We start from the raw sequence: 23738 nt of genomic DNA on the forward strand, positions 1-23738 counted from the left end.
TGCTTTCTGGCTGGCTGGCTGGCCACTGCTCTGGGTGAGCGGCCAGTCGAAAACATGGTAGCGCTGGCGGGCTGCGGCCTCAGATGAACCCATGGCGGTGTTTGACGAACCCCACCACGACCTCGCGCTCGCCCTCCGACTCCCCCAGCAGATCAGTGATCAGCAGGCGATCGGTCAGCGCCTCGAGCACCCGCCACCTCGCACCGGGATGCCGAGCAATACCTCGATGCGACGTCACCGTACTCGTCACGAAGAGAGCGGATCCCATTTCGACGAACGAACAGTGCAGCGGGGATCCAAACGACGCCACATCGATCAACATCGCGCCCACCTCGTCGATGGCGTCCGTGACCTCCGCAATCTCGTCCAGCGCGAATCCACACCGGTCGGCCAACATCCGCGCCACTGCCCGAATTATCGACACATGCTCCAGGACCGGCTCGACCCGCAGCGCAGTAATGGTCCGTGGTTCGCCGCTCCCGATCTCCACCACAGTTTCCTGCCGTCGCGCGTTTCACCGAGTGGTACATCCAAGCCCCGGCGCCCCGGTATGCCACCCTGGGCGGTACATCGATCTCGGTGCCCTCGGCAAACGGTGCCCTCGGCACCGCTTACCCGACATGCCCGCGTCCGACGCCCGGGCCCCACGCCGAATCGGCAGGCACACAACGCCACTGCCAGCGCAACCCCGCTCTCGTGACAGTGGTCGGCTCCACGGGCCAGCGCCGGCCGTGGAGCCGCGCCCGGCCGCCGGGCAGGGCAAACCGGGCTGATCACACGATTACCCCGCGAACTACGTTCTTACGCACCTCCCCCGCAACCCGGGAATAAGCCGACACAAAGAACACCGGGGACTAGGACTGTTTCGATCATCCGATGCCCACCTCAACTGCCCCTCGGCGGGCGCTGCCGCCAATAAGCACCGCTGTGGTGGTTCCCATACCTGTCGGGGACCGGACTGAGAAGAACGGGGCCGGTCGATGTGACGGTTACCGTTGTCGGTAAGGGGTATTCGGCTATGCGTGAGCAGCGTGCGCGGATCGAGGATCCCCGGAGATTCCCGCATCCAACGACGTCGACGAGAAAGGGACGATCGGTGATGATTCGCGCGGAGGCCGGGTGGGAGGTGCGTTGCGATCGGTGCGATCACGGGTACCGCACCGCTACCGACGATCGGGCCGTAGCTACCGGTACGGCACGGATCAACGGCTGGGCCATCAACGACCTCACCTTGTGCCCGGGCTGTGCCACCACCGCCGACTACAGCGCGCAGCACTGACACGGTCGAGCCAGCGCCTGGTCGCTTCGACGGGTTGGGCCTGCGATCCCCCGCCCGGCACCGGGATGCCGCAGTGCCGACGGCACACCGTCACCGTCACCAAGCCGACATCATCTATGGTCACCTCGAACACTCCGACGAAAGGATGTGCCCGGCGCTGCGGCACTGGAAGATTTTGACCGAACCGACCCGCCCTCTGTGCGGCCGATTCGGCTGCGCGAGTCCGTTTTCAGGGTGTGAGCTGGATCTTGACCGCCCCGTCCTGCTTCTTCTGGAAAATCTCGTAGGCGTGGGGCGCCTGTTCGAGGGGAAGTTTGTGAGTGGCGAAGGTGTCGACACCGAGGGGGTCGTCGTCGCCGAGGAGCGGCATGATGTCGTCCACCCACTTCTTGATGTTGGCCTGGCCCATGCGCAGCTGAATCTGCTTGTCGAACAGGGTGAGCATGGGGATCGGGTCGGCCATGCCGCCGTAGACCCCGATGATGGAAATGGTTCCTCCGCGGCGAACGATGTCGATCGCCGAGTACAACGCACCGAGACGGTCGACACCCGCCCTCTGCATGAGCGGCGCCGCAACCGCGTCCGGAAGGTACCCCACGATCTGCTGGGCGAGCTTACCGATCGGTGAACCGTGCGCCTCCATACCGACCGCGTCGATCACCGAGTCGGTACCCCGACCGTCGGTCGCGTCCCGGATCACGTCGGCGAGATCGCCGCCGTGCTCGTCCAGGTCGAGGGTTTCGATGCCCCGGGCCTTGGCGCGAGCAAGGCGTTCGGGGACGTTGTCGACCGCGATGACCCGTGCGCCCTTGTGATGAGCGATGCGCGCTGCCATGTCTCCGATCGGGCCGAGGCCGAGTACGGTGACCGACCCGCCCGCGGGGAGTGCGGCGTACTCCACCGACTGCCATGCCGTGGGCAGCACATCGGACAGATAGACGAATCGGGAATCCGGCGGCCCCTCGGGGACTTTCATGTGGGTGAACTGGGCTTGGGGGACGCGCAGGTACTCGGCCTGTCCTCCCGGAACCTGACCGTAGAGCTTAGAGAAACCGAACAACGCCGCTCCCATCCCCTGCTCGCGGACCTGCGTCGTCTCACACTGCGTGTACAGCTGCATGTTGCACATGAAACAGGCGCCACACGAGATTTGGAACGGAATCACCACCCGGTCACCGACCTTCAGGTCTCCCGCCTCCGCGCCGACTTCTTCGACGATCCCCATCGGTTCGTGGCCGAGGACATCTCCTTCTGTCATGAAGGGGCCGAGAGTTTCGTACAGGTGGAGATCGGACCCGCAAATGTTCGTCGTGGTCACCTTGATGACGGCGTCCGTCGGTTGTTCGATCTTCGGATCGGCGACGGTATCGACGCTGACCTTTCGTTTGCCTTGCCACGTGACTGCGCGCACTGGGAACCAAACCTCTCGTCGGTCGATGTGTGGTTCGGGTGCCCGACGGGGGCGGGTGGTAAACCCGCTCCGGACGGCGCGGGGATCGGGACCTACTGGCCGGCAACGACGCCGACCGGGCGAATATCAGGGTCCTCGGCGAGCAGGTCGGTGCCGACGTTGCCCAGTGCTTCTGCCCCTCGATCAGGGCCCCGGCGGTCCATGACGACCTCTTCAGGCGGTAGTTCACTGCCCAGCGGGCCGACCGGTGTGGTTGACCGACCTTCCGCCAGCACTGATATAGATCGGGGTTAGACCTTCACAAACGATACGGGAAAGCCGCACGGCTGCTGCCGGTGGCGCCGCGTGGAGAACACACCGATCGGGTATCCGCCTCCTGTGGAAATCATCGGAATTCTCATTCTGGTCGGTGTCATCGCCTTCGTGCTGTACAAGAAACGCGGGAGAAAGCGATTCGCGGAGCGGGATTGATCTGGCCACCCGTCGGCGGGTGGGTGGCGCCGCGCGAGGCCCACCTGATCCGACGTGCCGCCGAAGCCCGCAGCCGCGACACCCCTAGTCCTGACACTTCACCCGACATCGAGGCCTCATGAACATCCTGACCGCACTACCCCTGGCCATGCTGCGCGTGCAATACACGATCGTGCGCTACCCCCTCCACCTGATCGACGACCACGTGATCGCACACCTTGCCCCCGTCTCACCGGCCCGGCAGCTGTATCGGGGCGGCCTCGGCCTGCTCGATAGTGTCGCTGGCACCGTTTTGGCCCACCAGGACCGCGCTCACCGGGCCGCTGATACCGCACCCCGGATATCCCCAACCTCCGGCAGGGCATGCGATAGGGACAACGATGTCTCCGCATCGAGTATCGCTGCCACTGATGTTGAAAAGGTCCCCCGGTCCGCGAACGTCGAAAACACCGAACTGAGCCAGAAGGCGGCACAGCAACTCGACACCGACTTGCTCGCCGAGCACCTCGAAGACATCGAACCGACACACCGGCGCGGGCAGTCCACGCCCACCGGCACCGCCGACCCGGCCGCCGCCACCGTCATCACCGCACTCGCGGGTGCGGCGAGCACCGAACCCGACACGACACTGACCACAGAGCTGGCCGACCGGGTAGCCGAACTCGCCCGGGCCGACACCCGACCACCGGGAACAGAGACCATCCCGACCGGCAAGCACCACTGACAACCCAGTCCTGCGAGCGTCTACCCTCACGTTCGAAGACCGAATCACCCGAGTAAGGGCTAAACCGCTGTGCTAGAGCTAGATCCACCGAGACTCTGACAGTCCCCATCGTCTCCACCAGCCTGCGGGCCGCGCTGCTCCGAAGTGAGGGCTTTCCGTCGCGGATGGCGATGTGCTGGCTGGTGAGTGTCTGGAGCTGGGCGGCGAGGCGCGGGCGCGGCGGTGCTTTTTGATCCGGGATTTGTGGTATTCGGGCCCGAGGTCTCCAACCACGAGAGTCGGCGCGGAGGGTGGACCCGACAGCTGGACCAGGGGGTGAGCGTCGCGGCTCGGACTGGTGGAGAACGACGGTGTCCCGATCACCCGCCTACTCGGACACTGTCCGCTTCCGGCCGATCTGTACCCGCAAGTACTGACAGGAACTGTTGTACCGCATGCCAGCACCGCCGCGGGAAGTGGTTCCCGGGAGGCCAATCCGACGGTTCGGGACCGACCCCGAGCAGGTGACGCGGCCGCTACCCGCTGCGGCGACCACTGTAGGCGCTCAGCATTCCCACGCCGCGGCGACACCGCGACCTTGGCCTTGGTCCCGGGATCGGGCAGGGCGATGCCGAAGACGGCGACGATCCCGAGGTCGGCCACGACCCGGACCGCGACGGCGCCGCGCAAAGCCGCTCCGTGGGGTGCCAGGGCGAGGAGGAGTCCGCTCGCCCTGGTACCCCACCGCCCGAATCACCGCGGCAATCTCAGGCGGGACACCCCCGTCGGCGCGGGTGAAATTGCAGGGTTTGGCGAGGATGCGCGGTGAGACGATGGGTCGCGTCGCTATACGCGGCGGTCAGACACCCAGCACTCGGGGAAAGGCACGCGCGGCGGAAGTCGACACCCCACCATCCCGCGGCGCCACCAGTGACCGATCGGACGCCGCTGCGCGGGATCGGCTCGGCGCCGCCGCAGGCGCCCTCCCCACTCGACGGCCACCGCACCGACCACGGGTGACCCGGCTCAGCGATTCGAGGGACTCCGCACGACCGCGAGCCACGAGCCGACTTGCCCGGGTAGCCGAAACCGCGGCTGGGTACTCGACCACACATGTCACCCACGAACCCCACCGACCCGACCACCGACACCTCGCCGGATCCGGGGCGCAGCGGTGTTCCCCCGGGCACGACACCGGACCCGGATGCGGCCGGGCAACTCCATCCCGACCTCGCCCGCCGCAAGGGCATCACCCGCACCCGGACCGGCGCGCTGTGGACTGGCCTCGTCGTCGGGGTGCTCATTCTGGTGCTGCTACTGGTGTTCATCCTGCAGAACCTCGACAGCATCACCCTGGAGCTGTTCGGGTGGGACTTCTCCCTGCCGCTGGGCGTGGCGTTGCTGTTCGCCGCGATCGCCGGCGCGATCGTCATCGCGTTCGCCGGTGGCGTGCGGATCCTGCAGCTCCGCCACGCCGCGAACCGGCAACGCGCACTCACCACTCAGCCGTGAGGTTCGATTGAGGCAGATCCCGGCCGCCTCGGCCACACCCCGGACGGTCAGCGCGGCGGCACTGTGTTGCGCGGTGATCGCCCGGGCCGCGTCGATGAGCTGTCCACGGCGCACGCTCCTCGGCGATCTCCGGCGGCCCCGGACCGACACCATCGACTTTCCGGCGAGGCCCTCCACCACACCCAGACCGACATCCTCCTCGACCCTCCCGCAACAAGGCCTGCCCGAAAACTCGACCGGCACCGCCAACGCCACTGGGACGAAGCCCTCCACCGCCTGTTCGCCACCTACGGGAAGGCCGACTCATCCCCGATCCGGACACACATCATGGAGACCGGCAAGCCGACAGCGGCCGCTACACGACGTAGCACCGAATGTGATCGCAATTACTTTCCAGCGATTCCTTCCATCGACACGCGCCGCGTCGTTACCCTTGACAGCACACCCTGCACCCGCCCTTTCCAGGCGACATAGGGGGGGTAGAGCATCCGGGGTTACTCCCGGTCTCACCGATGTCGAGCCCAGGCATCAACGCACCCATACGCCCACTGCTGTGGACGCGGCGGCGCACCGTCCTGCAGTCCCGGATCCGGTCTGTCGCTGTTCCTACCGGCGACCACGTCCCCGGGCCGTGCGAGTGTGCACGCGATGTGTCGAGGGGTCATGCCACACAGCACTTTTGCGGACCGCAGCAGGCGGGGTGTGTAAACCGACCATTCCCTGCGCTTGTCAGGAGGCTCCACCAACTCAGGCCGCCCATTTCATCGATGCGCCGTGTACCACTGGCGACCGTCCGCCCGACCGCCGCCCCGATTGGTTGCCCGCACCTTCCGAGCAGATCGCCACCCGTTCGACTTTCGAAAGCGACCCACTCCACCATGCTCGACCATTCGCACCACCCCATCGACCAGGACTGGCAGCACCGCGCCTCCTGCCGCGGCGCCGACACCGACATCTTCTTCTCCCCCGAAGGAGAACGCGGGAGGGTCCGCGCCCGACGCGAGCAGGCCGCCAAACAGATCTGCGACAACTGCCCCGTCCTCGCCGAATGCCGCGACCACGCCTTCACCACCACCGAGGCCTACGGCATCTGGGGCGGCATGTCCGAAACCGAACGCGCCCGCCACACCCGGCGCACCCGACGCACCCGCCACCCGACCCGCACGCGCGTCGCCCCACCGCACCCTCTAACCTGACGGATCCGAACACCCCCAGCATGAGGACGACACAGCCATGGCCACCGACTACGACGCCCCGAGAGTCACCGAATCCGACGAGTCGACGGACACGTCCCTCGAACAGCTGACCGCCAGCCGGAACGACACCCAGTCCCCCGTCGTGGACGTCGAGGATACCGACTCCGCCGAATCCTTCGAACTGCCCGGCGCCGACCTGTCCGGTGAAGAACTGACCGTCCGCGTCCTCCCGAAGCAGGCGGACGAATTCACCTGCACCAGTTGCTTCCTCGTCCACCACCGCAGCCGCCTCGCCGACCCCGCGCAGCTGATCTGCCGGGACTGCGCCTGACCGAATGCCGGACCCCGCCGGGTACCTCGGACGCCTCCAGGGTCCTCGGGAGCGGGGCCCGCATTCCGACAGCGGCGTTCGGTCACCGGCCGTCCCGTTCCTGCCGTTGCGATTGTCGCGGCCGTCGGCGGGCGGATCCGCCACGAGGCGATCTGCCACGCACTCACCTCCTCCCGCTGGCGCGCGTTTGCCGCCGCAGAGTCCCAGTGTCGCGAGGCACTTCGCCCCGACGGTGCGGAACCAAACTGTCAGTGCATCAGCACTTTTCGCCCCGGCAACCGCGTCCGGCCAATGCATACACGAGGACCTACCTGACAGCATCTTGTCGTAGCCGTCACCCGCGGGCTAGGTAACACCACCTTCCCGTCGTCAGGCCCGGACGTTGCCGACTGCAACCGGAGGGAATGGGTGGCAGGTGGCGGGGTGGCCTGCCATCGGCGTCCGCGGCTGGTTGCGTTCTCACCAAACCGGGCTATCGTCATTTGCAGAGGTTGAGCTAGCAGCCCCGGAAAAAGCACCGGCCCCAGCCAACACCGGGACAACAACCCCACTCGGTCTCGCATCCCTCACCCGTCTCGCACCCGAGTACCGGTTCCCCCGGACGGCCCCCAGCCCGGGAGGACACCATGACCACTCACCCGCTTTCCACAACCGAACCATCCTCCGCCACAAGCGCTGTCGGTGAGACGATGGTGACAGAAGCTGGCAACGGAGACGTCGCGCACCGCCACGCGGATGTGCAGATCCTGATCGACGAGACCGGCGACGGCCCGGCAATGCTCACCGTGTGCGGCGACATCGACATCGTCAGCGCCCCGATACTGGCCGCCTGTCTGCACCAAGCCACCCACCACCCCGGCCCCGGAGTCGTGGTGGACTTGTTCGACGTACCCTTCCTCGGCTGCCCCGCCCTCGCCGTCCTCACCGCCGCCGCCAATGAGCTCTGTCGAGACCACCGCGCCCTGACCGTCGCGGCCGACGAAGCACACCGACGCCTGCTCCATCGCACCCGGGTCGATGCCACCATCGGGTGCTACTCCACCGTCACCGACGCCTTCCGCGCCGCCCGCACCCCCACCGCACACGCCTCGTCACCCACAGCAAGTCCCCCGTTCCCCTACCTGATCCGCCCACCCGCGACCACCTGCTCCCGCACAGACCTCTCGGTCCGCGACCACCCACCCGAGACGCATTTGCACCCGTAGACCGAGATGCTCGCCCCGGCCAGACCGCGCGCGCCGGCCCGGGGGGTCGCACCGTGCATCTCTGCCGTGGTCGGGGTTAACACGCCGCCGGGCGGCGTCGACCGGGCCTTTGCGCGACGGGGTGGGTAATCGGACGCTGCTTCGGGTACTCGACCGTGGGCGGACGACGAGAGTAGCCGGGGTCGACGTCGAGCCCGCGTGAGATTCGCGGCGCAGTCGACCCGGATGCGTCCGACCGAGAGGAAATACAGAGCGTGCCTGACATCAACGAAGACCCCGACCACGGCCGCGGCCCCGATATCGGAGTCGACGACGACCCGATCCGGTGGCCGGATCCGAGTCCGCTGGATCTGTGGTGGCAACGAGTGATGTCCGAAACCCTGCGCCGGTCCCGGGAATCACTGACCCGGCCGCCGGTTCCGCCCGAGACCAAGCGCCCCCGGAATCGGGATCTCCCCCCGCACGCAAGTTGAACCGATCGGCCCGAATCCGACAACGTCTGCCATGCCCATGAGGTTCCTCTGGTCACCACCGAAGGCGACCGTCATATGCTCACCTCCGTATGCTCACCTCGCACGGGTTCGCTCCGGCACCCGAGTCCACCATAGGTGTGCAACTCGATGTGCCCGGTGGCGACCAGGACGCGTGGATGGAACACCGAGGCGCCGCCACCATCTGCGTGCGCAAGTACATGCAGCCAAGGGCTACGACAAATGCTGGCGGAGACACCGGACTCGCGGCGCCGCGTGGTGCGGTGCCCGGCATCGGGCGCCCGCGACCAGCGCTCGATCGACTGGCTACTTTCCCTCGACGCCGCCCAAGGGCACCGACGGTGCCGACATTGTGAGGCGAGCCACCCGCGGCCTGATGACCACGCCCACCGAGGCCGGGCACCCCGCTCGCCGCACCGACGAAGTCGAGTCCCGGCCGCGTCCGAGGACCCGCCACGAACGACTTCGGCTGGTCAGAGGGACGCGAGGAAACGACGTCGATCACCGGATCGACTGGTCGAGACTTTCAGCGCCACCGCGAATGCCAGCTCACCTCGGGGGCCGGAAACCGATTGCGACGGAGAACGACCTACTTCTACCCAGCCTGTACCGATGGCGATCTCGTCTCGGCCGTCCGGTGCACAGGCCTCAGGTGAAGGGCGTCCCTCCGGTGACGCCGAGCACTTCTCCGGTGATGTAGCTGGATTCGTTGGATGCGAGGAAGACGTAGGCGGACGCGAGCTCCGCCGGCTGGCCGGGCCTTCCCAGCGGCACGTCGTCCCCGAAGTGCCGGTAACCGTCGGCCGGCATGGTCGCGGGAATCAACGGCGTCCAGATGGGCCCCGGCGCCACGGCATTGACCCTGATACCGCGGTTGGCGACATCGGCGGCCAGTCCCTTGGTGAAATCGATGATCCCCGCCTTCGTGGTGGCGTAGTCGAGGAGGCCGGGTGAAGGGTTCATCCCCTGGATCGACGACGTGTTCACGATGGTCGATCCGGGCTCCATGACCGCCAGGGACTTCTTGCACAACCAGAACAGCGCGTAGAGGTTCGTGCGCAGGACGCGGTCGAACTGCTCGGTGGTGATGTCCGCGATGCCGCCCGTCTGGACCATTTGGAAGGCCGCGTTGTTCACGAGGATGTCCAGACCGCCGAGTTCACGGACCGTCAGGTCCACGAGAGTCTGGCAATGCTCCTCCGAGGTGATGTCCCCGGTTACGACGACGCCGCGCCGGCCGGCTGCTTCCACCAATCGCTTCGTCTGCTGTGCATCCGGCTCCTCGGCGTCGAGACAACTGACGACGACATCGGCGCCCTCACGCGCGAACGCAAGTGCCACTGCACGTCCGATGCCCGAATCCGCGCCGGTGATCAGTGCCCGGCGGCAGTCGAGGCGGCCGCTTCCTCGATAGGTTTTCTCGCCGTGATCCGGGACGGTCACCATCTGGGAGGTCAGTCCCGGGTGCTGCAATTCGGGCTGATTTTCACGATCGGGAGCAGGGTACTGGGTGGTGGGATCCTGGCGCGCGTACTGGTCGGCCATTCTCGTACCCTTTCTCGGTCTGTTAGGAAATCACATGGGCCACTCGAAGACAGCGGCCCTGGCATCCGGTGCCGGGACCGTCCGCAGCGCCGGAATTGTTCTGCCGCAGGACGATCACGCTAGGAGGCGCCCTCGGTGTCGTCAAAGAACGACCACCCGTCGGTGTGCTGCACTTCCATCCGCCAGCCGAGTTCACTGTTGTCGGCACGGACGTCGACGAACCAGGCATGCGCGTGATCCGCGCTCTCGATGTCCTTGATCTCGACGACGGTGCCGGTGGGATCGAGTACTCGATAGGTAGCCATGCCGTCCGAATGCCCACGAACGGGCAGGGTTAAGCGACGAGACGGACGGTCGGATACCGTCGCTCCAGCAAGGCGACGTCCTGCTCCAGGTCACCGCCGACAACGAAATGGCTTCACCCGCCCGCGGTCGTGTACTCCGACCCGGTCGCGATCCCCACACCCGCACAGCGGTCGCGTACCACCTGCGGACCCGAGTCGACCTGGAGCCGATCGCGGTGACCGACGCGGAAGTACTGCTCGCCGACCTCGAGCACCCGGGTCCCCGGCTGCGCACCGACCACCGCATCGTCTCCGCCAGCCTGCGGGCCGCGCGGCTCCGACTCTGGAACCTGTGACCCGATCCGCACGATTCCCGGCTCGACCCCGTGACTACGACATGACCGCCCGGCGGCGACGGCGCACCGAGATCGCTGCGGGCACAGGCTGGAGTGATCAGGCCAACACCAGAACGGGGCGGGCGCTTCCCTGCACCGGGGGCAGCCACCGATCCCGGCGGGCCGGTGCGCGTGCGCGACCGCGGAATGGTCCTTCGAGCTGTCGATCAGCTTCTGGTTCCACCAGTTGTCACGACCTGTGCACAAGGTGCCATCCAACACGCGTCGACTTCCGTGACAGATCGTCACAGAGGCGGGCATAAGTTGACTTCACGACTACCGGGCAATACGGGACGGCATTCCTCAGGATGTGATCTCGATGCGAGCACACCGGTCCGCGGCCTCACCTCTGCAGCTCTACGCCGAGTTTCACCGCCGTCACCCCGCAATCGTGATGCCCGCCGACTACGTCACCGAATGCGGCCGACTGGGACGCTGGCAGGACCGCCTGCGAGTGGCCCGCATGCTCGGCACCCTACCGCCGCAACGCATTACGCAACTCGATTCGATCGGCTTCGTGTGGACCGATGACAGCGCACCGCTCCCTGCCGTGCCACCGGCCGAGGAGGATCGAAACCGTGCCGGCCGAATCGAGCACGTGCGCCGCTTCCCGCCAGTTCGTTCGATGCACGCCACCGCGGCGCACCAAGTCAGCACGCATGCGGTGAGCAACCGCGCATCGAGCTACGTCGGCCCGGACACATCCCAATCACCGGAACGTCACACTTCCTCGAGAAGGGGCCCATCCGCGTCGCGGATAAGGCGGTAGCCGATACTCGTGGGCTTGAATCGTCGAACGGAAATCCTTGTGGTGTGGCCCGTTCTACTCTCCGGATAGTCCAAAGGTGCGGCAAGGACGCGGCACAGTGCCTTATCTCCGTCGATAGCTTCGACCTTCACCGTGCGTTCACGCGGGGATTGTTGTCGGCCCGTACTTGGCCGACCTGCACCGACGCACTCGTCATCGGTGACTTGCCAGGATCCGTTGATGCGGTCGGTATTTTGCTGGTCTCGGCCGCGTCGGCCGCGGCATTCAGTACCGCAGCCAACTGGCGTGTGAACGCTGGTGTGAGTTGACCGAGCGCTCCCTCCTGGGCGTAAGTGCCCACGTACTCGAGAACGATGCGCTCACTTGGTTGGTCCCGCGATTGGCGCGTATATGCCGACACGTCGATGTTCCCGTCGCGCAGAATCCAATACGCTCGGTTGGAGCTGATGCCGTCGGCGGTCAATCTGATGCACGACGCAGCAAATCTGATGCGGGCTCCCGGATCAGGGCGCCGATGGCGCGTGCTGCTTTACCTGGAGGATTGCGACAACAGGACGCCGTTCCGTGTGCATCAGATTGGTTGAGCCAAGCGCGACGAAACGTCGACGCCGCCAATCTGATGCACCGCAGCTCCTCAGCTGCGCCCTAGCCGTAAGTCGCCGCCGGGGGAAGCGTCCGCACCGAGGTGCGCGATGAACATTCCTTTGACCGGTTGCAGTGGCAAGGTGACGATGAACGAGAGCAGACCCATGCCTCAGCTCTGCCCCTCCGGTTTCGGGGCGACCACGAAGTCGTACGCCGCCTGCGGTCCGAGCAGGCGCATCTCCACCCGCCCGTCCCAGTCCTGGGCCAGCTCGCTGAGCACCTGTTCGAGCTCGTCCTGCCGCTCGACGTCGGCGAGGATCGCCACCTGCACGGCCTCCTCCTCATGCGTGGGTTCGCGCACGTTCACGGAAGCGGCGAGGTCATCGAGCGCCTCAACGACCCTGCGGGTGTCCTGTTCCCGCTTGGCGACGATCGCGTTGCTCACCAGTTCTCCCAAGGCCATCCGCGCCTGCCGTCCCGCGTCCTCCGACTTGTCGCGGATCTCCTCGCGCAGCGCCGACGCCTGATCGTCCTCGTCGAGGATCTCCCGCAGGATCGCCTTCTCCACGTACCGGCCCTTCACGATGTACTGGGCCTTGCCCTCCAATTTCTCGAGAGCAGTACCGAACTCGTCCGCGTGCGCCGAGAGCAGTTCCTCCTGCACGGCGTCGGCGTCGCTGAGCACCGCGCCGAACCGCAGGGGCAGCACCGGCGCCACCCCGGCCACCCCGTCCAGCAGGTCCGCATGCGCCCGCAGGTCCCCGGGTTTGCCGAGCGCCCGGTCCACCGACAGTCCGCTCACCAGGGCGGCAATGTCACCATGAGTGACCACCTCCACGGTGCCGTCCGCGACCCCGGTCGCATCCTCGGCGACCTCGACGTCGGCCGGGACGATGCCGTAGACATACACACCGGTCGTCTGCTTCGTCTGCTCCGAGGTGGCCATCACCGGTCACCTCGAGTCGATTTGCGCGAGACTCGTTCCCGCTCCGGTTCTTCCTCTTCCTCCCCGCCCCCGAAAAGGCCGCCGAGCTTGTCGCCCGCCGATTCGAGCGCACCCTTCGTCTTGTGCTTGGCACCGCCCTCGGTGGCGCCGGAGACGATCTCGGACAGCCCCTTCGGTTCGCTGCCGATCTCGAGCCGGTTCACCGCCTCCGCGAACCGCAGATAGGTGTCCACGCTCGCGACCACGACCCGGGCGTCGATGGTCAGCAATTCGATGCCGACCAGCGAGACCCGCACGTACGCGTCGATCACGAGGCCCTTGTCGAGGATGGTGTCGATGACGTCGGCGAGACTGCTCGAGCTGGGTCCACCTGCCGTGGTCATGCGCGTGCTCCTGTCCTCCGCCGCGGTGTTGCCTTCTTCGCGGCAGTTTTCTTCGCGGGGGCCTTCTTTGCGGGGGTCTTCTTAGCTGCGGCCCTTTTCACGGGGGCCTTCTTCGCGGGGGCCTTCTTCGCGGGGGTCTTCTTTGCTGCGGCCTTCTTCGCGGGGGTCTTCTTTGCAGCGGTCTTCTGGGGACGACGCCGGCGCGGCTCGGGACGACGGCGGCGCGGCTTGGGCTCCTCCTTCTCAGGCTCTTCCTCCTCCGTCTCCTCCTCAGCGGTGTCCTCCTCGGGTTCCTCCTCCTCCGCCTCGTCCTCAGCGGTCTCTTCCTCGGGTTCCTCCTCGTATTCGCCGGACTCGTCCTCCGGCTCTTCCTCCGGTTCCTCGTCCTCGTACTCGCCGGACTCGTCCTCGGGCTCCTCCTCGGGTTCTTCCTCCTCGTACTCGCCGGACTCGTCCTCCGGCTCCTCCTCGGGTTCTTCCTCCTCGTACTCGCCGGACTCGTCCTCCGGCTCCTCCTCGGGCTCCTCGTCCTCGTACTCGCCGGTCTCCTCTTCCGGCTCCTCGTCCGTCTCTTCCTCCGGCTCTTCGTCCGGTTCTTCCTCCTCGTACTCGCCGGTCTCGTCGTCCTGGTCCTGCGGCTCTTCGTCGTCGGCCGGTTCCTCGTTGTTGTTCTCGGCCTCCTCGGGTTCGACAACCTTGCCGTCCCGAATCTCTCCGCGCCACCCCTCTATCTCGTCAGGATGGAGAACGGACTGCGTCATGACGTGACGACCGAAGTGCTTCAACTCCAAGCGCGCTCGCCGACCCTGCGCACGCCACAGGTTTCCCGTCCTCTCGAACAACCCCTTCGGGTGATACTCGAGAATCAGAACGATGCGGGTGAGATCCGGGGTCACCTCGTGGAACGTCACCGCACCGTCGATGTACCCCTTGGCACCCTTCGAGCGCCACACGATCCGTTCATCCGGGACCTGCTCGATGATCGACGCTTCCCAGGTTCGGTGCGAGAGGAAGATCTGCGCCTTCCACTCCAGCTTTTCGTCCGCTTCCTGCTCGACTCGTTCGACCTTCTTCATGAACGAGGGGAAGTCGGCGAACTGGGTCCACTGGTTATAGGCAAGTTGGACCGGGACACCGACATCGATCGTTTCGACGATGTTGGTCAACTTGAGCTTCTTGCCCTTACCGCCACCACCGCCGCCGGTGACCGCGTCCTTCACATCCGACGCCGTCTCCTTCACCTTGTCGGTCAGCCCGGAGAACAGTGACTTGCCGTCGCCCTTCCCGTCCCCGTCACCGTCATCGTCACCGTTGCCGTTGCCGTTGCCTTTGCCGGTGACCGCGGACAGCAGGCTTCCGCCGCCGCCCTCGGCGTAGTCGGTGAGTCGGCCGGCGGCACCCTGCACCTTGTCGGACACGGTGGACATCGCCTTGTCGGTCACGGTGCCGAGCAGGCCCTGCGCCGCCTTCTTCAGCGGTGACACCGATGCGGCCTCACCGGACGCACCGGAGACGTTCTGGCGCAGCTTCTTCGCTGCACTGTCGAGATTCGAGGTCATCGCTGATCACTTCCGGGTGCGTCGTCGTACGGGTATGGAATCGGTCGTCGCCTTCGCCCGCGTCCTGCGGGCCCGGGACAACTCGTCATCGTCATCGTCATCGTCATCCTTCGTCGACCGCGACCGGGATCGGGTGGGCCGGGAACTTCCGCTACCCGTGGACCGGCGCCGCGGGGCCGGCCGCCTGCGGGCGCGGGACGTCTGTTCGGAATCGTCGTCACCGGTCTCGTCGTCGCCCTCGTCCTCGTCGTCCGCGTACTCCTCGTCGTCCGCGTACTCCTCGTCGTCCTCGTACTCGGGTTCCTCGTCCCGGGCCCGCTTCGACTTCTTCTTCCCGCCCGCAGCCTCGCCGAGGCCGCCGAGGACGTCCTCACCCGACTGCAGCCGGGTGTTGAGCGAGTCGATGCGCTGGCTGGCCGCGGTCACCGCGGCCGCCTTCGCGGCATTCATCAATTCCTTGCGGACCGTCGCACCGAGCTTGGCGACCTCGGGGGAATCGGCGAGCAGCTTGCGGCCCTCGTTGAGAACACCCAGCGACCCGCCGGGAAACCGTCTGCTGGCCCCGAACCCGGCGAGCATCAGCGCCAGCTTCATCTTGTGCGTGCGGCCCAACATGTACCCGGCACCCACGGCCATAACCATCTGGCCCTTGCTTGTCATCGCCCAACCCCTTCGTCGAGTGGATGTGGTGGTGCACCTCGGCGCCGACGTCGGTCTGTGAGCGGATCCTGCGCGGTGGGGGGCGCATTCCGCCGACTACCCCGGGGCGGGGCCACTCAATCGGCCGCCCCACGCAACACCGCAGTTCGGCCGCGAAACGACCCGACCGGTCGGTGGATCCTGCGTGCGACGACGGGCGTGTGCCGGTGCCGATCGTGGTACCGGGGAGCATCGGGGTCGCAATCGCGCACAGGGACCCGGGTGACGCACCTACGTCTGGTAGATCGGGCGGGAGGCTATGTGCGGGCGACGATGAAGTCGTCGGGCGCCATCGGCCCGAGGAGGCGCAGGGTGACCCGGTTGTCCCAGCGTTCGAACAGCCCCCCCCCCCCCCCCCCCCCCCCCCCCCCCCCCCCGACGGCCTGTTCGAGTTCGTCCTGCCGGGCCACCTCGAGCAAGACCGCGATCTGCACGGCGCCCTCGTCGTGGGTGGGTCACGGACGGTGACGGTGTCGGTCAGCGGGGACAGTGCCTCGACGGTGGTGCGGGTGTCCGCCTCCCACTTCGCCGCTGCCGTGTCGCCGGCGGGAGTCATGTCTCTTTCCGGCGGCGTGCGTGTTCGCGTTCGCTGTCCGAGCCGCCGAGCAGCTCACCGAGTGACTCGCCCTCGAGGACACCCGTGGTCTTGGATTTGGTGCTGCCGCTGCCCTTGACGTCGGAGACAAGGTCGGTCAGGCCCTCCGGTTCGCTGCCGATCGCGAGCCGGTTCGCCGCGTCGGCGGCCTGCGGCGAATCCGGCGTAGCCTACCCAGATCTGGGTACCCGCACAGTACGTTGTCCCGGGCTCGCCCAGACCTACCGGGGCAGCCAGCCCCGGTTTCGGTCGCTAACCCCTTCGGCCGCGGGGCGCCCGACGTCGTACGCGCCGAGGCCGAGTGTTCGCCCACCCCGCCCCGGCCGCGTGCGGCCCTTCCGCAACCTCACGAACCCCTCCCACACGTCTCACGTGAGGAACAGGCCGACCTCATCAGGCATGATGACCTGCGTACCGTGAATAGACGAAGACGAGGCATGTCATGAGCGGCACGGAAGGCTTGCTCGATCTCCGCAGAAGTCGACCAGGGGTGTCCCAACCCAGCCAGGCCTCCGATCCTTGGCTCGGGCGCGACGGAATGGAAAGTGGGGGGCGGCCGAACGACGACCACACCCACACTGCGAGATCAGCACTCGGGCAAACGGTTGATCACCCACTGAAAATCCCGCCCCCTCGCTCCACCCTTCGACACCAGTCGCGCGGTTGCATCGCAGGTACCCTCAGATCCACGGGACAGGGAGGACAACTGTGAGCGCAACGAAGAAACAGAAGGTACTCACCCAGTTAGAACTGATGATCAACCCGACCAATCCGGACTTCGCGCCCCCAGCAGAGAGCGGTGAACCAAAGGAGCGTCACGAACGCTTCCAAGAATTCCACCGGCAGGTGGCAGAAGCAGCCGACGACGACCCGATAATCGACCGAGTCGCTCGCGAGATCGGACTGCCTGAATAGAACATGCCTCACCTGCTCTACGGGGCAGGGAAGGTGCCGAGCCCGGGTTCACCAGTATTTGATACCCACCGACAGGGCGCATGCGCCGACGTCGGCGACCGCGACCATCGGGCCGCTGCCGGTGACGACCGTCGCGGAGCGTATCGGCACCAATCCTCCGGTGCGGTGGGCCGACTTCGGCATGGACGCCGCCGCGTTCTTCTTCGCACCTGGCCGAGTATCTGGAACTGTCCCCCGCCCGCTCCCCTGCGCCCCGACCTGCTCGAGCGCATGAAGGCCGTCGCGCGGCGACGTCTGTGGCTGGCCACCTGACACGCCTCGAAATGTTCTTTCATACGGGTTACCCCGGATCGCGGCGCAACGGGTCACTGTCCTCGACGTCGTGCCGTGACTTCGTCGTTTGATGTGCCGGGCACGCGGGTAGGCGTCGGAAACGAAGGCACGTTACTCACCGACGAGGAGGCAAAACCCATGGTTGACGACAAGTCCGGTCCCGCCGAAGCCGTCAAAGGTGTGGTCGAAGACGTGAAGGGAAAAGCCAAGGAGGCCGCCGGCGCGGCCACCGGCCAGGACGACCTGACCCGGGAGGGACAGGCACAGCAGGACAAGGCTGCCGCCCAACGAGAGGCAGCGGACAAGGAAGCAGCGGCCGAGAAGGCGCGCGCCGAGGCCGGTGTCCACGAACAACGCGAGCGCGCCGAACAGGACAAGTAGCCACGGGCTATTCGATGGGAGGAACACCAGATGGCCCGCAAAGATTCGCAGCCCCAGCTCAAAGACCAGGACATGTACGAGGAATTGCGGAAGAAGGGTGATTCCAAGGAGAAGGCGGCCCGCATCTCCAATGCGGCAGCCAATCGCGGCCGCAGAATGTCGGAAAGACGGGCGGGAAATCCCCATCCTACGAGGACTGGACGGTGAACGAGCTGAAGAAACGGGCGAAAGAACTGGGCTTGGAAGGCTATTCGAAGCTGAACAAAAAGGATCTCATCGACGAACTGCGCAATCACTAGTGCGTTGACCACGAACGTTGGCCGGGGTGGGTGACACACCGCTGAGAATCCGGCGGTATGTCCGGGGATTGTTGCACTCTCGAGGGCAGTAGTAGCTGTCGAGAGTGTGGGGTGGTTTGTGGCGGAACCGGTTCGAGCGCGTCGATTGACCGATGCGGAAGGCATGCGGCTGCAACAGATTGTGCGTCGCGGCAAGGGGTCGGCGATCCGGGTGCGCCGGGCCATGATCATCATGGCATCGGCGTCCGGGACACCGGTGCCGGCAATCGCGCGGCTGGTGGCCGCCGCTGAGGACACCGTGCGGGATGTGATCCACGCGTTCAACGACAAAGGCCTGGCCGCGCTGGACCCTCGGTGGGCGGGAGGTCGTCCCCGCCTGATCACCGATGACGACATCGCCTTCGTCGTCACGACGGCCACCACGCGCCCGGCCAAGCTCGGACAGCCGTTCACGCACTGGAGCCTGCGCAAACTCGCCGCCTACCTGGCCGACAACCCGGCCCGGGTCGTTGGGATCGGGCGCGAGCGGCTGCGACAGATCCTGCGTGAGCGTGGGATCACGTTCCAGCGCACCCGCACGTGGAAAGAGTCCACCGACCCGGACAAGGAGGCGAAACTGGACCGGATCGAGCAGGTCACCACCGAGCACCCGGACCGGTGCTTTCGCGTTCGACCAGTTCGGTCCGTTGTCGATCCGGCCCTGCCACGGATCGGCGTGGGCACCGCAGTCCAAGCCGCATCGGCTGCCCGCAACCTACCGCCGTACCCACGGAATCCGGTACTTCCACGGCTGCTACAGCCTCGGTGACGACCAGCTGTGGGGTGTGACTCGCCGCCGCAAGGGCGGCGATCACAGCCTGGCCGCGTTCAAGTCGATCAGGGCCGCGCGCCCCGACGGCGAGCCGGTTTATGTGATCCTGGACAACCTTTCGGCGAACAAGACACCCAAAATCCGTTCTTGGGCGGCGGAAAACAACGTCGAACGGTGTTTCACGCCGACCAACGCGTCCTGGGCGAACCCGATCGAGGCCCAGTTCGGACCGTTGCGCACATTCGTGATGGGCGATTCGAACCACCCTGACCGGAAAATGCCGAAGGTGGGTGGCAGGCGATAGCATCCGGCGTAGCTTGCGGAGCCGGATCAGTTTGTGAAGGTATGTGTTTGGGTTAGGCAGCGGGCGTGACGGTGACCCGGTAGCCGAGGGCGGCGAGCTGGGCGAGGTGGCTGCGAAGCTTGCGTTCGGTGTTGATGTGGCGGGTGTGATAGTCGGCGCCGAGGTCGTGGAACCGGACGTTTGTGTCGATGAGCAGATGCCAGACCACGACGAGGATGGAGCGGGCGACGGCGACGAGGGCTTTGAGCTTGCCGCGACGTTTGACGATTCGCCGGTAGCGTTCGCCGAGGAAGGTGTTTGTTTTGGCGGCTGCGGCGGCGGCCTCGCCGAGCACTCCCTTGAGATAGGGATTGCCCTTGCCGGTTCGACCGCCGCGCTGGATCGGCCCGGACTGGATGGTGCGCGGGCACAGTTTCGCCCACGACACCAGGTGCGCAGCCGTGGGAAACACTGTCATGTCCGGTCCGACTTCGGCGAGAATGATCTGCGCGGCGCCACGCCCGACGCCGGGAATTTCGTCGAGCCGCTCGATCACAGTGAGTCCAGACCCGCCGCGCGCCGCGTCGTGGCCGTCGGCCGGCACCGTGTCACCGGGCTCGTCGATGCTGGTGACCAGCAGGTCGTCGATGCGGGTGGTGAGCCTCGCGATCTGTGCGTTGAGGGTGTCGATCTGGTCGAGCAGCATCCGGGCCAGCTCGGCGTGATGATCGTCGAACCGGCCGGTGAGGGCCTCGACGAGGGCGTTGTGCTTGGCTTTCATCGCGCCGCGGGCCAGACCGGCGAGCCGCCGCGGGTCACGCTCGCCCGCGATCAGCGCCTCCAGCATGTCGCGCACCGACAGGGTACCCAGACTGGAAGCCACCGACGACACCTTGATCAGCGCGTCCTCCAGCAGTTTCTCGAGTCGTTGCCAATAGCGGGTGCGATCACGGGTCAGATCGATCCGCAGCCGGGTGTAGTCGCGCAACTGCCGGATCGGTTGCGGCGGGACGAAACTCGGCCGCAGTAGACCTTTCTCGGTGAGTTTGGCGAGCCACACGGCGTCGAGCTTGTCCGTTTTCGGGCGTCCCGGCACGTTCTTCACATCGCGGGCGTTGACCAGCTGCACCGTCAACCCGGCCGATTCGAGCAGATAGAACCAGATCCGCCAGTAGTCCGAGGTCGATTCAACGGTGATCCTCTCGATCCCCGCCGCCACCAGCTGCTCGCCGAGATCCGTAATCGCGGCAGTCGTGGCCGAGACGTCCCACACCGTGCTGCCGCGCCGGCCTGGTCGTCTCGGATCCGGTGTCCGGGTGCACACCTTGCCCGAGGCCTTGGCCACGTCGATGGCGCACACACACTCGACCACCAGTTCGTGCTCAGCATCGGGAATCTGTTCCGGCAATGAATTCACTTCTGTTGTCCTCCTTCCGCATCCCACACGCATACACAACGGCGGGCCGCCTGGGGGCCTCGGTCAAGGGAACCGAAATTCTGACCGGCGTGCTCGGAGCAACAATGCGTGACCCTTCCAGGTCGGGGCCGCGGCGCCAGGCTAATGAACGAGCTCAGGCTCAAGGGAAAGTCGGCGTCGGCAGGCGACCCGATCCCATTTTCGCGCCTGCGAGGCGTCCCCGGGAGGATAGGTGGCTAATGGGAGTCGATCAGCGAGCCTTCGACAGGTAACGGATCCGGAAGGGGAAGCTGATCACCGAGCCGCCGGCCGGTGAGCACCGCGAGACCCGGGAGTGAGGGTCGATTCCTAGGGTTAGATCGTGCCCCGGCCGGTCGGTGAGGTCACCTATAGCGCTGATGGGGTGTCGTGCCGCGAGCACTGATCCATTAGGTAGCCGCCGGGTGCCTCTGGGCTCGAACAGGTTTCACCAGAATAAGTGAACCGAAGGAGGCGATCGATGATCTTCGTTGGAGACGATTGGGCCGAACAACATCACGACGTGCACCTGATGGATGACACGGGAAGGCGGCTGTCGGCGCGTCGGCTACCGGAAGGGCTGGCCGGCATCCGCGCGCTGCACGAACTGATAGCCGAGCACGCCGCAGACCCAGGTCAGGTCGTGGTCGGCATCGAAACCGACCGCGGCCTGTGGGTGCAGGCGCTGACCGCCGCCGGGTACCAGGTGTACCCGGTCAACCCCCTCGCGGCCGCCCGCTACCGCGACCGCCACCACGTCTCGGGCGCGAAGTCCGACGCCGGTGACGCCAAACTGCTCGCGGATCTGGTGCGCACGGACCGGCACAACCACCGCCCGATCGCGGGCGACAGCCCGGACGCGGAGGCGATCAAGGTCCTCGCCCGCGGACACCAGAATCTGATCTGGGCCCGCACCCGGCAGACCAACATGCTGCGCTCGGCGCTGCGCGAGTACTACCCGGCCGCGCTGGAGGTATTCGACGACCTGCACGACCGCGACACCCTTGCCGTGCTCGGTCGCGCCCCGACACCCGCCGAGGCCGCGCACCTGACCCTGCCGGCGATCCGATCCGCCCTCAAAAAAGCTGGTCGGCAACGCAACCTCGACACCAGGGCCCGCGAAATCCAGGCCGGGCTGAGGGTCGAGCAACTCGCCGCGCCGGCGCCGGTCGTCGCCGCGTTCGCCGCCACCACCAGGGCGGCGGTCGGTCTCATCGTCGAGTTGAACCGGCAGATCACCGAACTCGAGGCCGAACTGGCAACACATTTTGAGGCACACCCGGACGCCGACATCTACCGCTCCCTGCCAGGACTTGGTTATGTGCTCGGCGCCCGGGTGCTCGGTGAGTTCGGGGACGACCCCGACCGCTACACCACCGCCAAGTCTCGCAGAAACTACGCCGGAACCTCACCCTTGACGGTCGCGTCCGGCAAGAAACGCGCGGTGCTCGCCCGCCACGTCCGCAACCGGCGTCTCTACGACGCCATCGACCAATGGGCGTTCTGCGCACTGTCGTCCAGTCCCGGCGCCCGCGAGTTCTACGACCAGCGACGCGACGCCGGCGACCTGCACCACCAAGCCCTCCGCGCCCTCGGCAACCGCCTCGTCGGCATCCTCCACGGCTGCCTCCGACACCGCACCCGCTACGACGAACACATCGGGTGGGACCACCGCACCATCCGGGCTGCTTGACAAGTTACAGCCCTGGGATGTCTAACCACACCGTTCTGGCCCGGCGCCTGCAGGACTACCTGCGCTGGCGCAACGTCAACGCCCGCCACCCTGACATCCTCGCAGCACAACGCCAAGAACGCGCCCGCGTCCGCAGCGAACGCCAACAACGCTGGGGCCGACCACGGGCGTGTACAGCAGCGGCCTGACCGGTGAACGTTCATGGCCAACGCACTAGCCCAACTGTCCGTCGAAGCCGTCACCTTTGCCACTGGCGTCAACCCGGCAGTGTCCCCCACATCAACCCGGCAGTGTCTCCCCACCCAACGGGGCGAGCACCTCCCCGGAGTAGTACGACGACAGCAGACCGGACGCGAAGAACACGTAGGACGGGGCGATCTCGTCGGGCTGGGCGGCCCGCCCATAGGGGGCCTGGTTCCCGAAGTCCGCGACCTTCTCCTCGTCCATGGTCGCCGGGATCAAGGGGGTCCAGACCGGCCCGGGTGCCACACAGTTGACACGGATTCCGCGGCCGAGCAGGGTCTGCGCCAACGAGTACGTCAATGCCGTCACCGCACCCTTGGTCGCGGAATAGTCGATCAGCGACTTGTTCCCGCGCAACCCGTTGACCGAGCCGGTGTTGATGATGGCCGAGCCCCGGCCGAGATGCGGCACCGCCGCCTTGCTCACGTGGAAATAGCTGTCGATGTTCACCGAGAACGTGCGCCGCCACTGCTCCTCGGACAGCTCCAGGAAGTCGTCGACCGGCTGTTGGTAGGCGACATTGTTGACGACGATGTCGAGCCCACCCAGTTCCGAGACCGTGCGGGCCACCACGTCACGGCAGTGCTCCGGCGAGGCCAGATCGCCGGCGAAGGTGCGGCAGCGTCGCCCCTGCTTGTCGACCAACTCGGCCGTGTGGGCCGCGTCGTCGCTCTCCTCGAGGTAGGCGATGGCCACGTCGGCGCCCTCTTTCGCGAACGCCACCGCCACGGCGCGGCCGATCCCCGAGTCACCGCCGGTGACCAGCGCCCGTTTGCCCTTCAGTAAGTCGTTGCCCCGGTACGCGCGCATCTCGTCCTGCGGTTCCTCGGCCATCTCCGAGGTGCGACCGGGGTAGTCGATGGTGTGTGGGGTGTGTTCGCTCATGCACCTCTCCGATCCGGTGAACGGTCACCCGGTCGGGTACCCGACCCATCGGAAGGCAAATCGGGGAGCCCGCGGCCGGGCAAGAGGCCGATGCCCCAGTC

Annotated in this window: 24 protein-coding genes and 5 pseudogenes; 16 read left to right on the plus strand and 13 right to left on the minus strand. The window is 66.5% G+C overall.

Translation table 11 applies throughout. The annotated features are described in order from the left end of the window. Positions 1–79 precede the first annotated feature (79 nt). Complete coding sequence (locus tag BLV94_RS06025; protein WP_244163526.1) at positions 80–406, minus strand: anti-sigma factor; 327 nt, start codon at positions 404–406, stop codon at positions 80–82. 690 nt (positions 407–1096) lie between these two features. Here BLV94_RS06025 and BLV94_RS06030 point away from each other — a divergent pair. Continuing rightward, on the plus strand, positions 1097–1279 hold the full coding sequence (locus BLV94_RS06030) for a hypothetical protein (protein WP_072948569.1): 183 nt from the start codon (positions 1097–1099) through the stop codon (positions 1277–1279). 229 nt (positions 1280–1508) lie between these two features. Here BLV94_RS06030 and BLV94_RS06035 read toward each other — a convergent pair whose 3' ends face one another. Further along, positions 1509–2690, minus strand: coding sequence for a zinc-dependent alcohol dehydrogenase (locus BLV94_RS06035; RefSeq protein WP_072948568.1), 1182 nt, complete (start codon positions 2688–2690; stop codon positions 1509–1511). A 589-nt stretch (positions 2691–3279) separates the two neighbouring features. Here BLV94_RS06035 and BLV94_RS06040 point away from each other — a divergent pair. The 6 genes from BLV94_RS06040 to BLV94_RS06070 all read left to right on the plus strand — a co-directional run bounded on the left by BLV94_RS06040 (position 3280) and on the right by BLV94_RS06070 (position 8581). Beyond that, a complete protein-coding gene (locus BLV94_RS06040; protein ID WP_072948566.1) occupies positions 3280–3885 on the plus strand; it encodes a hypothetical protein in 606 nt (201 codons plus the stop codon). 1092 nt (positions 3886–4977) lie between these two features. Then, the gene (locus tag BLV94_RS06050; protein ID WP_072948564.1) at positions 4978–5376 is read left to right on the plus strand and encodes a lipopolysaccharide assembly protein LapA domain-containing protein; all 399 of its coding nucleotides are present in this window, start codon (positions 4978–4980) and stop codon (positions 5374–5376) included. Positions 5377–6254: 878 nt separating this feature from the next. Continuing rightward, complete coding sequence (locus BLV94_RS06055) at positions 6255–6572, plus strand: WhiB family transcriptional regulator (protein WP_072948562.1); 318 nt, start codon at positions 6255–6257, stop codon at positions 6570–6572. 37 nt (positions 6573–6609) lie between these two features. Further along, a complete protein-coding gene (locus tag BLV94_RS06060) occupies positions 6610–6903 on the plus strand; it encodes a DUF4193 domain-containing protein (RefSeq protein WP_072948561.1) in 294 nt (97 codons plus the stop codon). 689 nt (positions 6904–7592) lie between these two features. Next, entirely contained in the window at positions 7593–8108 is a 516-nt protein-coding gene (locus tag BLV94_RS06065; protein WP_072948559.1) for an STAS domain-containing protein, read from the plus strand. Between the two features lie 254 nt (positions 8109–8362). Then, positions 8363–8581 carry a hypothetical protein gene (locus BLV94_RS06070; RefSeq protein ID WP_072948557.1) on the plus strand — a complete coding sequence of 73 codons (219 nt, stop codon included), beginning with the start codon at positions 8363–8365 and terminating at the stop codon, positions 8579–8581. Positions 8582–9247: 666 nt separating this feature from the next. Here the strand turns inward: BLV94_RS06070 and BLV94_RS06075 are convergent. Both BLV94_RS06075 and BLV94_RS06080 read right to left on the minus strand, forming a co-directional pair. After that, complete coding sequence (locus tag BLV94_RS06075; RefSeq protein ID WP_072948555.1) at positions 9248–10144, minus strand: glucose 1-dehydrogenase; 897 nt, start codon at positions 10142–10144, stop codon at positions 9248–9250. Between the two features lie 119 nt (positions 10145–10263). Then, complete coding sequence (locus tag BLV94_RS06080; protein ID WP_072948554.1) at positions 10264–10449, minus strand: hypothetical protein; 186 nt, start codon at positions 10447–10449, stop codon at positions 10264–10266. A 62-nt stretch (positions 10450–10511) separates the two neighbouring features. Here BLV94_RS06080 and BLV94_RS06085 point away from each other — a divergent pair. Both BLV94_RS06085 and BLV94_RS50525 read left to right on the plus strand, forming a co-directional pair. After that, positions 10512–10784 (plus strand): annotated as a pseudogene (locus BLV94_RS06085) (hypothetical protein); the annotation flags it as partial. Positions 10785–11142: 358 nt separating this feature from the next. Beyond that, a pseudogene (locus tag BLV94_RS50525) lies at positions 11143–11403 on the plus strand (helicase associated domain-containing protein); the annotation flags it as partial. A 316-nt stretch (positions 11404–11719) separates the two neighbouring features. Here the strand turns inward: BLV94_RS50525 and BLV94_RS06100 are convergent. From BLV94_RS06100 to BLV94_RS50535, 7 genes and pseudogenes are all read right to left on the minus strand, one after another. Continuing rightward, positions 11720–12055 (minus strand): hypothetical protein, encoded by a 336-nt coding sequence (locus BLV94_RS06100; RefSeq protein WP_072948551.1) that lies wholly within the window; start codon positions 12053–12055, stop codon positions 11720–11722. A 291-nt stretch (positions 12056–12346) separates the two neighbouring features. Beyond that, positions 12347–13123 (minus strand): GvpL/GvpF family gas vesicle protein, encoded by a 777-nt coding sequence (locus BLV94_RS06105; RefSeq protein ID WP_072948544.1) that lies wholly within the window; start codon positions 13121–13123, stop codon positions 12347–12349. Next, positions 13123–13506: a gas vesicle protein GvpJ gene (gvpJ, locus tag BLV94_RS06110; protein ID WP_072948542.1), complete on the minus strand. Its 384-nt coding sequence runs from the start codon at positions 13504–13506 to the stop codon at positions 13123–13125. The genes BLV94_RS06105 and gvpJ overlap by 1 nt, the downstream gene beginning before the upstream one ends. Next, positions 13503–15065: an SRPBCC family protein gene (locus tag BLV94_RS06115; RefSeq protein WP_072948541.1), complete on the minus strand. Its 1563-nt coding sequence runs from the start codon at positions 15063–15065 to the stop codon at positions 13503–13505. The genes gvpJ and BLV94_RS06115 overlap by 4 nt, the downstream gene beginning before the upstream one ends. 6 nt (positions 15066–15071) lie before the next feature. After that, a complete protein-coding gene (locus BLV94_RS49335) occupies positions 15072–15725 on the minus strand; it encodes a hypothetical protein (protein WP_072948539.1) in 654 nt (217 codons plus the stop codon). 296 nt (positions 15726–16021) lie between these two features. Beyond that, a pseudogene (locus tag BLV94_RS50530) lies at positions 16022–16308 on the minus strand (GvpL/GvpF family gas vesicle protein); the annotation flags it as partial. Positions 16309–16316: 8 nt separating this feature from the next. Continuing rightward, positions 16317–16505, minus strand: a pseudogene (locus tag BLV94_RS50535) (gas vesicle protein); the annotation flags it as partial. A gap of 562 nt (positions 16506–17067) precedes the next feature. Between BLV94_RS50535 and BLV94_RS48465 the strand changes: the two are divergent. From BLV94_RS48465 to BLV94_RS49925, 5 genes and pseudogenes are all read left to right on the plus strand, one after another. After that, positions 17068–17274: a hypothetical protein gene (locus BLV94_RS48465; RefSeq protein WP_143051351.1), complete on the plus strand. Its 207-nt coding sequence runs from the start codon at positions 17068–17070 to the stop codon at positions 17272–17274. Between the two features lie 471 nt (positions 17275–17745). Further along, positions 17746–17988: a microaggregate-binding protein 1 gene (gene mbp1, locus BLV94_RS06140; RefSeq protein WP_072951729.1), complete on the plus strand. Its 243-nt coding sequence runs from the start codon at positions 17746–17748 to the stop codon at positions 17986–17988. Positions 17989–18018: 30 nt separating this feature from the next. Then, a pseudogene (locus tag BLV94_RS06145) lies at positions 18019–18287 on the plus strand (DUF7218 family protein). Positions 18288–18450: 163 nt separating this feature from the next. After that, on the plus strand, positions 18451–19095 hold the full coding sequence (locus BLV94_RS06150) for a helix-turn-helix domain-containing protein (RefSeq protein ID WP_208613694.1): 645 nt from the start codon (positions 18451–18453) through the stop codon (positions 19093–19095). Then, positions 18980–19402, plus strand: a complete 423-nt coding sequence (locus BLV94_RS49925; protein ID WP_244163830.1) for a transposase — start codon at positions 18980–18982, stop codon at positions 19400–19402. Before BLV94_RS06150 ends, BLV94_RS49925 begins: the two co-directional genes overlap by 116 nt. A 52-nt stretch (positions 19403–19454) precedes the next feature. On the opposite strand, the gene BLV94_RS06155 is transcribed toward BLV94_RS49925, so the two are convergent. Further along, positions 19455–20789 carry an IS110 family RNA-guided transposase gene (locus tag BLV94_RS06155; RefSeq protein ID WP_371851629.1) on the minus strand — a complete coding sequence of 445 codons (1335 nt, stop codon included), beginning with the start codon at positions 20787–20789 and terminating at the stop codon, positions 19455–19457. A gap of 508 nt (positions 20790–21297) precedes the next feature. Between BLV94_RS06155 and BLV94_RS06160 the strand changes: the two genes are divergently transcribed. After that, entirely contained in the window at positions 21298–22509 is a 1212-nt protein-coding gene (locus BLV94_RS06160; RefSeq protein WP_072951102.1) for an IS110 family RNA-guided transposase, read from the plus strand. A 17-nt stretch (positions 22510–22526) separates the two neighbouring features. Further along, a complete protein-coding gene (locus BLV94_RS06165) occupies positions 22527–22697 on the plus strand; it encodes a hypothetical protein (protein WP_208613696.1) in 171 nt (56 codons plus the stop codon). A gap of 91 nt (positions 22698–22788) precedes the next feature. On the opposite strand, the gene BLV94_RS06170 is transcribed toward BLV94_RS06165, so the two are convergent. After that, on the minus strand, positions 22789–23637 hold the full coding sequence (locus tag BLV94_RS06170) for an SDR family oxidoreductase (RefSeq protein WP_072951099.1): 849 nt from the start codon (positions 23635–23637) through the stop codon (positions 22789–22791). Positions 23638–23738: the final 101 nt, after the last annotated feature.

Origin of the sequence: Rhodococcus koreensis, from assembly GCF_900105905.1 — a bacterium.
Classification (GTDB): Bacteria; Actinomycetota; Actinomycetes; order Mycobacteriales; family Mycobacteriaceae; genus Rhodococcus_F; species Rhodococcus_F koreensis.

Excerpts from the sequence above, each read along its gene's own strand:
- BLV94_RS06040 (WP_072948566.1), top strand. The coding sequence starts at position 3,280 with ATGAACATCCTGACCGCACTACCCCTGGCCATGCTGCGCGTGCAATAC.
- BLV94_RS06050 (WP_072948564.1), top strand. The coding sequence starts at position 4,978 with ATGTCACCCACGAACCCCACCGACCCGACCACCGACACCTCGCCGGAT.
- BLV94_RS06055 (WP_072948562.1), top strand. The coding sequence starts at position 6,255 with ATGCTCGACCATTCGCACCACCCCATCGACCAGGACTGGCAGCACCGC.
- BLV94_RS06060 (WP_072948561.1), top strand. The coding sequence starts at position 6,610 with ATGGCCACCGACTACGACGCCCCGAGAGTCACCGAATCCGACGAGTCG.
- BLV94_RS06065 (WP_072948559.1), top strand. The coding sequence starts at position 7,593 with ATGGTGACAGAAGCTGGCAACGGAGACGTCGCGCACCGCCACGCGGAT.
- BLV94_RS06075 (WP_072948555.1), bottom strand. The coding sequence starts at position 10,144 with ATGGCCGACCAGTACGCGCGCCAGGATCCCACCACCCAGTACCCTGCT.
- BLV94_RS06080 (WP_072948554.1), bottom strand. The coding sequence starts at position 10,449 with ATGGCTACCTATCGAGTACTCGATCCCACCGGCACCGTCGTCGAGATC.
- BLV94_RS06105 (WP_072948544.1), bottom strand. The coding sequence starts at position 13,123 with ATGGCCACCTCGGAGCAGACGAAGCAGACGACCGGTGTGTATGTCTAC.
- gvpJ (WP_072948542.1), bottom strand. The coding sequence starts at position 13,506 with ATGACCACGGCAGGTGGACCCAGCTCGAGCAGTCTCGCCGACGTCATC.
- BLV94_RS06115 (WP_072948541.1), bottom strand. The coding sequence starts at position 15,065 with ATGACCTCGAATCTCGACAGTGCAGCGAAGAAGCTGCGCCAGAACGTC.
- BLV94_RS49335 (WP_072948539.1), bottom strand. The coding sequence starts at position 15,725 with ATGACAAGCAAGGGCCAGATGGTTATGGCCGTGGGTGCCGGGTACATG.
- mbp1 (WP_072951729.1), top strand. The coding sequence starts at position 17,746 with ATGGTTGACGACAAGTCCGGTCCCGCCGAAGCCGTCAAAGGTGTGGTC.
- BLV94_RS06150 (WP_208613694.1), top strand. The coding sequence starts at position 18,451 with ATGCGGCTGCAACAGATTGTGCGTCGCGGCAAGGGGTCGGCGATCCGG.
- BLV94_RS06160 (WP_072951102.1), top strand. The coding sequence starts at position 21,298 with ATGATCTTCGTTGGAGACGATTGGGCCGAACAACATCACGACGTGCAC.
- BLV94_RS06165 (WP_208613696.1), top strand. The coding sequence starts at position 22,527 with ATGTCTAACCACACCGTTCTGGCCCGGCGCCTGCAGGACTACCTGCGC.
- BLV94_RS06170 (WP_072951099.1), bottom strand. The coding sequence starts at position 23,637 with ATGAGCGAACACACCCCACACACCATCGACTACCCCGGTCGCACCTCG.